Origin of the sequence: Bacillus sp. JJ722, assembly GCF_036963345.1 — a bacterium.
Classification (GTDB): Bacteria; Bacillota; Bacilli; order Bacillales; family DSM-1321; genus Bacillus_AD.
Genome location: NZ_JBALMO010000065.1, coordinates 1 through 10,063, shown reverse-complemented (window position 1 = coordinate 10,063; position 10,063 = coordinate 1). Strand labels below are relative to the sequence as shown.

11 protein-coding genes are annotated in these 10,063 nt (G+C 35.7%); 2 read left to right on the top strand and 9 right to left on the bottom strand.

The window, feature by feature from the left end; all coding sequences use genetic code 11:
- Positions 1–162: 162 nt before the first annotated feature.
- Together V7014_RS09565 and trpS are read left to right on the top strand one after the other, a co-directional pair.
- The gene (locus V7014_RS09565) at positions 163–531 is read left to right on the top strand and encodes a DUF3899 domain-containing protein (RefSeq protein ID WP_335506496.1); all 369 of its coding nucleotides are present in this window, start codon (positions 163–165) and stop codon (positions 529–531) included.
- A 70-nt stretch (positions 532–601) separates the two neighbouring features.
- Complete coding sequence (gene trpS / locus V7014_RS09560) at positions 602–1,588, top strand: tryptophan--tRNA ligase (RefSeq protein ID WP_335506494.1); 987 nt, start codon at positions 602–604, stop codon at positions 1,586–1,588.
- A gap of 128 nt (positions 1,589–1,716) precedes the next feature.
- On the opposite strand, the gene V7014_RS09555 is transcribed toward trpS, so the two are convergent.
- The 9 genes from V7014_RS09555 to V7014_RS09515 all read right to left on the bottom strand — a co-directional run bounded on the left by V7014_RS09555 (position 1,717) and on the right by V7014_RS09515 (position 9,864).
- Complete coding sequence (locus V7014_RS09555) at positions 1,717–2,097, bottom strand: hypothetical protein (RefSeq protein ID WP_335506492.1); 381 nt, start codon at positions 2,095–2,097, stop codon at positions 1,717–1,719.
- A gap of 179 nt (positions 2,098–2,276) precedes the next feature.
- On the bottom strand, positions 2,277–2,417 hold the full coding sequence (locus tag V7014_RS09550) for a hypothetical protein (protein ID WP_335506490.1): 141 nt from the start codon (positions 2,415–2,417) through the stop codon (positions 2,277–2,279).
- 136 nt (positions 2,418–2,553) lie between these two features.
- The gene (locus tag V7014_RS09545; protein ID WP_335506488.1) at positions 2,554–3,306 is read right to left on the bottom strand and encodes a YjbA family protein; all 753 of its coding nucleotides are present in this window, start codon (positions 3,304–3,306) and stop codon (positions 2,554–2,556) included.
- A 72-nt stretch (positions 3,307–3,378) separates the two neighbouring features.
- Positions 3,379–4,302, bottom strand: coding sequence for an oligopeptide ABC transporter permease (opp4C, locus tag V7014_RS09540; RefSeq protein WP_335506486.1), 924 nt, complete (start codon positions 4,300–4,302; stop codon positions 3,379–3,381).
- Positions 4,303–4,314: 12 nt separating this feature from the next.
- On the bottom strand, positions 4,315–5,280 hold the full coding sequence (opp4B, locus tag V7014_RS09535) for an oligopeptide ABC transporter permease (protein WP_335506485.1): 966 nt from the start codon (positions 5,278–5,280) through the stop codon (positions 4,315–4,317).
- Positions 5,281–5,327: 47 nt separating this feature from the next.
- Positions 5,328–7,040 carry an oligopeptide ABC transporter substrate-binding protein gene (gene opp4A, locus V7014_RS09530; RefSeq protein WP_335506483.1) on the bottom strand — a complete coding sequence of 571 codons (1,713 nt, stop codon included), beginning with the start codon at positions 7,038–7,040 and terminating at the stop codon, positions 5,328–5,330.
- The gene (locus V7014_RS09525; protein ID WP_335506481.1) at positions 7,037–8,041 is read right to left on the bottom strand and encodes an ABC transporter ATP-binding protein; all 1,005 of its coding nucleotides are present in this window, start codon (positions 8,039–8,041) and stop codon (positions 7,037–7,039) included. Before V7014_RS09525 ends, opp4A begins: the two co-directional genes overlap by 4 nt.
- The gene (locus tag V7014_RS09520; RefSeq protein WP_335506479.1) at positions 8,022–9,056 is read right to left on the bottom strand and encodes an ABC transporter ATP-binding protein; all 1,035 of its coding nucleotides are present in this window, start codon (positions 9,054–9,056) and stop codon (positions 8,022–8,024) included. The genes V7014_RS09525 and V7014_RS09520 overlap by 20 nt, the downstream gene beginning before the upstream one ends.
- A gap of 4 nt (positions 9,057–9,060) precedes the next feature.
- Complete coding sequence (locus V7014_RS09515) at positions 9,061–9,864, bottom strand: DUF2268 domain-containing protein (protein WP_335506477.1); 804 nt, start codon at positions 9,862–9,864, stop codon at positions 9,061–9,063.
- Between the last annotated feature and the right edge of the window lie 199 nt (positions 9,865–10,063).

The following is a 10,063-nucleotide window of genomic DNA, read 5'->3' as shown; positions in this document are numbered from 1 at the left end:
ATCGGAAAAATTTTGATAATTTAACTTGAGAAAAATTACTATTTTCAGATACGGACATTTTAAATATTCGAAAAAATTTAATTACAAAAAATCTTACTTCTCTTTCCATACGATTTTTTGCTATACTAAACCTTATACCTAAAATGAAAAAGAGGGCTACTCATGATTGAAAAATTAAAAAATAACCTACTTATCATTATCATAATAGCGACTATTTGCTTTTCCATTTTACTTTCATTTATTGTTTATGAACAAATATCATTATTACATTTCATTAATATAAGCTTTTACTTTTCAAGTGCTTATATAGGTTTAGGTTTATTAATATTAATAGTTGACCGAGGTTTCTTCGATGGCATCTCTTACAGCTTCCGTAAGATGTTTTTAAAATCTCATCCTCAGCATGCTGATGAAGAACACGAATTAGTACCTCTTTCACAATTAATAAACGTCCCCTATTCGCAATTATTAACAAGTGGTTTAGCCCTTCTAGTCATCATGTTAGTTGGATTATTCTTTTATTATCAATAATCTTGAATTTTTACAGTTCAATGTGAAATAATGATTTGAATGAGGTTTTATATTACGAGGAGTGAGATAAATGAAAACAATTTTCTCCGGCATACAGCCTTCTGGCTTATTAACGCTCGGAAATTACATTGGGGCTATGAGTCAGTTTGTAGAACTTCAACATGAATACAACTGCTATTTCTGTATCGTCGATCAACACGCTATCACAGTTCCACAAGAACGCTTACAGTTACGAAAAAATATTAAAAGCTTAGCTGCTTTATATATTGCTGCTGGAATCGATCCAAACAAAGCTACAATCTTCATTCAATCTGAAGTACCTGCACATGTACAAGCAGGATGGATGATGACTTGTACTTCATATATTGGTGAATTAGAACGAATGACACAATTTAAGGACAAGTCTTCAGGTAAAGAAGCTGTTTCAGCTGGATTGCTTACATATCCTCCATTAATGGCTGCAGACATTCTTCTTTACAATACAGATATCGTTCCTGTTGGTGATGACCAGAAACAACATATGGAATTAACGCGTGATTTAGCAGAGCGCTTTAATAAGAAATACAGTGAAGTCTTTACGATTCCTGAAATTCGAACTCCAAAAATCGGCGCACGTATCATGAGTCTACAAGACCCTATGAAGAAGATGAGTAAATCTGATCCAAACCCAAAAGGCTTTATCGCCTTATTGGATGAACCTAAAGTAATCGAAAAGAAAATCAAAAGTGCCGTAACAGATTCTGATGGCATCGTGAAATACGACGTTCAAAACAAACCTGGTATTTCGAACTTGATGTCGATTTATTCTATTCTTGGAAACATTTCTGTTGAAGAAATCGAACAAAAATATGAAGGTAAAGGCTACGGTGACTTTAAAGCAGACTTAGCGCAAGTGGTCGTGAATGCTTTAAAACCTATCCAAGACAAATACAATGAATTAATCAATTCGAAAGAGTTAGATGATATTCTTGATGATGGTGCAGAGAAAGCGAACAAAACCGCAAATAAAATGCTTCGTAAAATGAATAACGCTATGGGCCTAGGCCGAAAAAGATAATAAGAAAAGCGGAAGCGCTCTGTTAACCCCGTATAGTTTGGAGCCCTCTGACTGAGATAAAGGAAAAACGACTCGCATGCAAGCGAGTCATTTTTCAAGCTTCATCGTAGGAAGGTTGGCGAAATCCACTAGGAGCTGAGCGCTGGAGCTAGACACCATAAAAAAATCGTCTCATATGAGGCGATTTTTTTATGAACATTATTCAAATGTTTGTGACCTTTTTGACTTTGTATTATAGGAGTGGTACTCACTTGTAGAATTTCTCCGTCTAAATATATATAGTTGTATTCTATATTAGGTTCATCAGCAAATATGACGACACATTTATAAGCATATCCGATATATCCATTCCCTTCAGGAACCTTCAAAGATAATATTTCGTCTTCTTTGTATCTCTTTAATAAATGTTCACGTGTTTTCGTTTCTAATCCCTTTACTATATACATTACATCTAATTCAATCGGCTCTAAATGTTTAAAGTGGGCAATATCTTCTTCTATCGGATTCATATCTGCTTGATCAATCTCACCATTTACCTCTCGATATATATACGCTTTATCAGGTTCATCCTTAAATGTAACATGAGCAGCAAAAGGTGAAATATTATATCCTTTATTGGTTGAAATTGCTTCAATTATTATAATTTCGTCTTCCTTATATGTCAGCAGTAGATACTCTTTCGTTCGGCTTACAATCTCTTTTTTTCTAATATATTTTGAAAAGAGTTAAACAAGAATACACCCATTAAAACAATAGTAATGATACCGAGCAAACTAAAAAATATAGCTATTACTTTAGCAAAAGGACTAATTGGAATTTTTTCTTTCATTAGTAACTCCTCCCCCTACAAAAACTTTCTACAATAGGACAGAAAAACCTTTTTACATTCATAATAAATAGCAGTGAACGAAGCGATACTCTCACTTCATCCACTGCTTGATACTTCGTTTATAAAACTCTTAGTGTTATAGCATTGATGGTCGATCTCCTACCTCAATTTCCCATAGCTTTTCAAAGAATGGTTGTCCTTTAATAATGCGTTCACACAATAATTCATGCTTTCCTGTCCAGCCACTTTTTGTTTCTTCAAAAAGCTCTTCCCAAGCATCTTCAAAATCTAGATTTTGAATATATGAATATTTATCCGGAGACCATTCTGTATACCAATAGCGAATTTCTGCGGTGTTTTTCGATGTATGTAATTGATCTAATGCCATGAATAACAACTGTTTCAATTGTCTTTCTTTACGTGTTAGTCCTTGCATTGTTGTCGGTTCAGGTGAAAGAATATGGTAACCCTTGTTGTTTTCATTACTTACGACATCATATTCTTTTTCTGGTGCATTCTTAATCATGTCAAACACTAGTTGCTCTTGTCTTGGAATTAGCCTACTTTTACGAATTGGAATTTGATAGCCCATCGTATCAATTGCCATAATTCCTTTTCCGTCTGACATTACAAAGCAATATTCTAGTTGTATTCTTTCGTGATTTTTTCTACAAAAAGCTTTTTGATAAATTTCTTGCATTAAGTCTTGTGGCAAATCACTTAAATTATTTTCAATGAAGTCAAATAGCGCAGAAGAAACCTTTAATAAAGGAACTTGGTCAAGAAGCTCGATCCCATCTTCTTTTCTCCACTCATGAAAGTGACAAATATTATAACCGTTTTCTTCACCTTCAAACCAATTTACCCATACATCATGGAGATATAACATGTTTTACCCCTCACTTATTGGAAACTATTTGTCAATAAGTATAGTCAGTAGTCAAAAAAAATATTCATAATACTATTTATTCGATTTAGGATTAAAAGCGTCTTTCAAACCTTCTCCTATAAAATTAATACACAGTATTGTAATGGTAAGCATCATTGCTGGTGGCATCCAAATCCACCATTTGTTCGCAAGTACATCTGGACTTCGTGCTTCTTGCACCATATTTCCCCATGTCGGAATATTCATTGGTACACCAAACCCCAAATAACTTAGACCTGTTTCTGCTACAATCATCGTAGCAAGCAGTAAAGTTGCTTTCACAATAATCGTTGAAAAGATGTTTGGAAGTATATGTTTCATAATCACCTGAAGAGGTCCACAACCAATAGATATAGCTGACATCACATATTCATTTTCTTTTTCTGCCATTACTTTACTACGAACAACCCTTGCAGTCCCTGTCCAACTTAGCAAGCTAACAACCAAAATAAACGTACCAATTCCCGTATTTACAAATATCGATTTCACTACAATAACTAATACGATAAATGGAAAAACCATGACAAAATCAGTAAAACGCATTAACAAATAATCGACTATGCCTCCATAATAACCCGCAATCGCTCCGACGACCGTCCCTATAGTTACAGCAATTAATGTAATAGAAAATGCAATATTTAGTGAGGTATGACCAGCATGTAGAAGTCTCGGCCATACTTCCCGGCCTGATTGATCCGTTCCTAATATAAATTGTGAGGAAGGTGCTTGGCTGATTTGCTCCAAATGTATTTCTTCTGTGTCAGTCAGTGGCATTGATAGTGGCTCAGCAAATATACTGATTCCGACAATTAAGATAAAAATGACAAAACTACTCATCGCTATTGTATTTCTCGTAAATTTCTTTCTGGCAATAGTCCAAGGTGACTGCTTTATTCTCCGCTTATAATAAGCTTTAAATTCAGGAGAAGAATTCAGTTGCGGTATCATTGGTCTCATCCTTTTTCCCTCCTACCTTAAACGTATTCTCGGATCAACTAAACCATATAAAATATCCGCCAATAAATTACCTAGCAATGTCATGACTGTTAACATCATCGTTATTGCCATAACAACAGAGTAATCACGAGCATTTACAGACTCGATAAACAGCGATCCAATCCCGGGATACGTAAAGATGTATTCAATTACAACCGCTCCACCAAACAAACCTGCAATATCAAATCCTATTAACGTAACAATTGGAATAACGGAATTACGTAAAATATGCTTGTTATAAATATGAGATTCCTTCGTTCCTTTTGCTCGTGCTGTCCGCACATAATCTTGACGAGAATTTTCAATCATATCATTACGCAAAAATTGCGTATAAGAAGCCGTTGTCATAGCACCTAACACTAGTGCTGGCAAAATTGTATGCCTCAGCTTGTCTATCAAATAAGTTAACGTACCTTGAGTGTAATCCATGCTAATACTTCCACTTGCCGGAACCCATTGAAGCTTAATCGCAAACACATAGATAGCGAGTAAAGCTGCCACAAAACTAGGTATAGCTAACGCTAAATAGTTCCATAATGCGATGCCATAATCACCCAAACTATAAGGATTTCTTCCTGAATAACGCCCCATTAGAAAAGCCAAAACATACGTAATGAATAAGGAAACAATTCCTAACAAAATGGTGTTAGGTAGTCGTGATCCAATCAGCTCCATCACGTCCATTTTATAAACAAAAGAGTCACCAAAATCACCTTTGATTACGCCGCTAATCCAGCGTATATATTGCTCATAAATCGGATCATCCAAACCATATTTTTCTCTTGTTTCAGCAACATATTCAGGATCCGAGTTCAGATAGTCGATCTTGCCCGTAAGCGCATCACCTGGCATCAATTTCGCCAGTGTAAATACCACTACAGAAAGAAGAAAAAGAATAGGAATCATACCAATTATTCTTTGCAACATGAATTGAACCATATTTATTTCTCCTTACCCTTTCTTACTCACCACTAAGGTATAAATATCTATTCGTCTACTGTCCATTTCCATATATCAGTTGTAATAATGCCATAAGTCGCTAATGTAACGTTCTTCAAACGTTTATTGATAGCCCATGCACTATAATATTGATCTAGAAAAATCATCGGCAACTCTTCATTAATATGTTTCTGCCATTCATAATAGACTTGTTTACGATATTCTTTTACATCTTGATTAGGATCACTTGGGAATTGCAATCCTTTTGCAATTAATTCATCTGATTTTTCATTATCCCAACGCAAATAGTTCCAATAGCTATCAGAACTCCATAAACCTGTTGGATCAGGATCAACTGAAAGCCCCCAAGCACCTACATATACTTCGACGGAGGGATCGTCTTTTTCCACTGCACTATAGAATGTATTTAACTCTTTTAACCCGCCACCGTTTAATTCAACAAGAAGTCCAATCTTCTTCCAAGATTGAATTAAAAACTGGGCACGAACAATGGCAGTTTCTGAACCTGACATATGATCAAGCTTAATAACAAACCTTTTCCCATTCGGACTCTCGCGATAGCCATCTCCATCTAGATCTTTATAGCCTGCTTCATCTAATAGCTCTTTTGCCTTACTAATATCAAACTCGTACGCACTTATTTGTTCATCTGGTATTTTTGCCCAAGATACGGAAGGCATTGGTGTATTGAGTACTTGCCCTAAACCATTTTTCAAATGTTTAACATACGACTCCCGATCTAATGCATATGCCATGGCCTGACGTAATTTTTTATTCTTGAATTTTTTATTTGAAGATACCACTTTGTTCTTCTTCGCATCCCATTTCCCAAACTTAAACCCAATGTAAGCATAAGATAAAGCTGGCATAACGATAGAATTGATATTAGGTAAACGTTGAATAGATGACCATCGATCAGCGGGTGCTTCCATTAAATCAACCTCGCCATTCTCTAGCAGCCCTTGAGCGATTGTACCATCAACAATTTTATAAATGATTCGATCTAATCCCGGATTCCCTTGATGATATTCATCATTTCGAACAAGCTCTACACGTTCTCCCGGGATAATTCTTGCTACTTTATAAGCACCTGTACCAATAGGCATTTGCCTCACTTGCTTTGCATTTTCTAAGTCTTTTGATGATATATCACCATAATAATGCTTCGGCTCCGGATAGGACCATATATTAGACACGACATTATTCTTTGGTTCAGTTAATGTCACTTCTACTTTGTAGGGATTAATTAAATTGATTCCTTCAATGCTCGCTGCTCGTCTTTCTTTATATTCCCTCGCTCCTTCAATCATTGATACATGAGTGAAGCGACTACCGGGATATTCAGGGTCAGCAATTAAATACCAAGCATAGATTAAATCTTCAACTGTCATCTCCACGCCGTCATGCCATTTAATACCTTGCTTCAACATAATTGTTAACTTAGTATGGTCGCTTGATATTTTCCAATCTGCTAAATATGGCTCCGTTTCTAATGTATCAGGATTTACTTGGAATACACTTTCCGTTATGAATTGCAGTACATTAGCATCATCTTCACCTGTATAATACGCGTTTGAGAAAACACCTTTAAAAGGCTGTTGGTAGGCATACGTAATGGTTTTATCCAGTTCCTGCGGGATATTATTTTTTGATTTATCATTCGCAACATGCTTCGCACTACTACAAGCTGACACAAAAACAGCCAAACATAGCACAATAGCTACAATTTGCTTGTTCATCCTCTCCCCCCATTTTCATATAAGTGGCAAGCGACGAATTGACTCGGGCTCTTTTCCATTAGCTTCGGTTTACTTAGTGAGCATTGAAACATAGCATGTGGGCATCTTGGATGAAATGGACATCCTGATGGAGGATTACTTGGACTTGGGAGATCTCCCTTTAGAATAATCCGTGCATTACTTGATCGAGGATCTGGCTCTGGAATTGCCGATAGTAATGCTTGTGTGTACGGATGAAGAGGATTGTTATAAATAGTCGTTGAATCAGCTAGTTCGATAATGTTTCCTAAGTACATGACACCGATTCTGTGACTCATATGTTTAACAACACTCAAATCATGAGCAATAAACAAATAGGTAAGTTGATCTTCAACTTGTAATAATTTCAGTAAATTTAATATTTGTGATTGTACAGATACATCTAAGGCCGAGACAGGCTCATCCGCCACAATCAGCTTCGGCTTTAAAGCCAAGGCCCTAGCTATGCCGATTCTTTGCCGTTGCCCGCCTGAAAATTCATGAGCATATTTATAGTAAGCATCTTTCGGTAACCCTACTCGGTCAAGCAATTGTAAAACTTCTTTTCTCAACATTCGTTTATTTATCGTTTCATAGTTTCGAATCGGCTCAGATATTATATCACCCACCATATGTTTAGGATTAAGTGTGGCAAATGGGTCTTGAAACACCATTTGTAAATCTTTACGAATCTTTCGAAGATCTGAGCCATTTATACGGGTTATATCTGTTCCATCCAAAATAATCTGTCCATCTGTTGGTTCAATAAGACGCAATACTGATTTCCCTGTTGTAGATTTTCCACAACCAGATTCTCCAACTAACCCTAATGTTTCTCCTTTATTAATACTAAAAGATATCTCATCTACAGCTTTAATATAGTTAGAAGGTTGTCCGAATAATTGACCCTTTTTAGGATAATATTTTTTAAGATTACGGACTTCTAATAGAATACTAGACTTTTTACTTTCTATGAGATTCATTAGTTGTCACCTCTGACCGCGGTCCCTTTTCTTCATATAATAAGCAAGCTACTTCATGAGCTCGTTCAACTTTACTTAAAGTTGGTGTCATGGTTGTGCACATACTCAAAGCCTTTGGACAGCGTGAAGCGAATCGACAGCCTTGAAGTGGCATGTTTTGAAGGGAAGGTACAATACCTTTAATAGTTGGTAAAACTTCAACTTCTTTTGTTAGTGAAGGCATAGCATCTAGAAGCAATACGGTGTATGGGTGCTTTGGATTGTAGAATAATTGATCAACTGTTGCTCTTTCGACGATTTGCCCCCCATACATAACAACCACTTCATCACACATTTTCGCTACCACACCTAAATCATGTGTAATAAATAAAATCGACATTTTACTTTTGGTTTGTAAATCTTTTAATAATTGTAGAATTTGAGCTTGAACAGTTACATCCAGTGCTGTTGTAGGCTCGTCTGCTATAAGTAGCTTAGGTTTGCAAGCAATTGCAATAGCAATCATTACGCGTTGTCTCATCCCGCCTGATAGTTGATAAGGGTACTCTTTCATTACTTCTTCTGCTCTTGCAATACCTACTTTTTTTAACAATTGAATACAACGAGTCTCTAGATCTTTTTTAGAAACTTTCTCATGATTCATAAATACTTCTTTCATTTGATAACCAATAGTAAAAACGGGATTTAATGAAGTCATTGGCTCTTGAAAAATCATGGATATTTCTTTGCCACGAAGAGCATTCATTTCATTTTCTGAGAACCTTCTTAGATTTCTTCCTTCAAAAACAATATCTCCACTTTTAATTTTGCTATTGTCCTTCGGCAATAGCTGCATGATCGAAAGCGAAAGGACGCTTTTGCCACATCCCGATTCACCCACAATGCCAATAATAGTGTTAGACTTCACCTGCATAGATACTCCATTCACCGCATTGTAATATTCACTGTCAATGATAAATCCCGCTTCTAAATCTTTAATGTCTAATAAATGATTAGTTGAGGTGTGGTCATTCATACTATTACTCCTTGTCTTCCTTTTTCTTTTTAACCTCTCGATAGTTTTCAATAATGGCTTTAGGAGACAAACGAAATGATTCTTTCACAGAAAAAGGATTTGATTTCATATACGTGTCTACAAGATAGTAACCCATGCAATAACCAATCATAGGAGGATACTTTCCTTTTCCATACATGATTTGGTCATGCTTTTTATCTTTACGAGTAACAGTCAAATTCTCATCAAAATGGACATTCCAAAAACGATCCAAAAATTCAATAGAATATTGCTTTGTCCACGGTGCTAAATAGCTTTTTCCTTTAATCGATTGCACCGTATATTCCGCAAACCCTTCTAGTACGCATGAATCAGCAATAGTGTAGGTATCAATTTTCTTCTCTTGACTGCTCAAACGGCACACATGATGATATTCATGAATAAACAATGCTTCTCTATCATTCTTATTAGTCTTGGGTGATATAAAAAGAAATAGCTTATCCGTAAAAGCTAAGCCTGATTTATGATGACCTTTAGAAAAAAAACTCTGCTTTCGATGGGGAATAATAAAAATTGGAATATCTGCTCCATTCCACGCTTTTCTATACGAATTAAATAAACTACCAATATGTGACCATACATCTTCTTTAATTAAAGATTTCAAATCACTTTCAACTTTCGAACCACTTGTGTACATTCCAAAACCTTGAAGATATTTATAAATTTCCTCTTCAGTGATATCCCCAAAATATGAAGTGAGCTTACTGCATAATTTGAGCGGGCTATTATTATGTTCTTCCATCCATTCACGTGTATTTTCAACAGCCATCTCCTCACCTGCTCTTCTATTTAAATTATTTAGACATAAATGATTGCTACAGTATATGACGTAAAAAGTTATATCATGATTAGAAACGTTAAAAAAACAGGCAGTTGCGTTATTTTTCACACAAACATTCATTCATATCCTTCTGTTAAAAAGCACAGAAAAAAAGACCAACACTTATTGTGAGGGCACTGAAAAACTT

Excerpts from the sequence above, each read along its gene's own strand:
- V7014_RS09565 (WP_335506496.1), top strand. The coding sequence starts at position 163 with ATGATTGAAAAATTAAAAAATAACCTACTTATCATTATCATAATAGCG.
- trpS (WP_335506494.1), top strand. The coding sequence starts at position 602 with ATGAAAACAATTTTCTCCGGCATACAGCCTTCTGGCTTATTAACGCTC.
- V7014_RS09555 (WP_335506492.1), bottom strand. The coding sequence starts at position 2,097 with ATGAATCCGATAGAAGAAGATATTGCCCACTTTAAACATTTAGAGCCG.
- V7014_RS09550 (WP_335506490.1), bottom strand. The coding sequence starts at position 2,417 with ATGAAAGAAAAAATTCCAATTAGTCCTTTTGCTAAAGTAATAGCTATA.
- V7014_RS09545 (WP_335506488.1), bottom strand. The coding sequence starts at position 3,306 with ATGTTATATCTCCATGATGTATGGGTAAATTGGTTTGAAGGTGAAGAA.
- opp4C (WP_335506486.1), bottom strand. The coding sequence starts at position 4,302 with ATGAGACCAATGATACCGCAACTGAATTCTTCTCCTGAATTTAAAGCT.
- opp4B (WP_335506485.1), bottom strand. The coding sequence starts at position 5,280 with ATGGTTCAATTCATGTTGCAAAGAATAATTGGTATGATTCCTATTCTT.
- opp4A (WP_335506483.1), bottom strand. The coding sequence starts at position 7,040 with ATGAACAAGCAAATTGTAGCTATTGTGCTATGTTTGGCTGTTTTTGTG.
- V7014_RS09525 (WP_335506481.1), bottom strand. The coding sequence starts at position 8,041 with ATGAATCTCATAGAAAGTAAAAAGTCTAGTATTCTATTAGAAGTCCGT.
- V7014_RS09520 (WP_335506479.1), bottom strand. The coding sequence starts at position 9,056 with ATGAATGACCACACCTCAACTAATCATTTATTAGACATTAAAGATTTA.
- V7014_RS09515 (WP_335506477.1), bottom strand. The coding sequence starts at position 9,864 with ATGGCTGTTGAAAATACACGTGAATGGATGGAAGAACATAATAATAGC.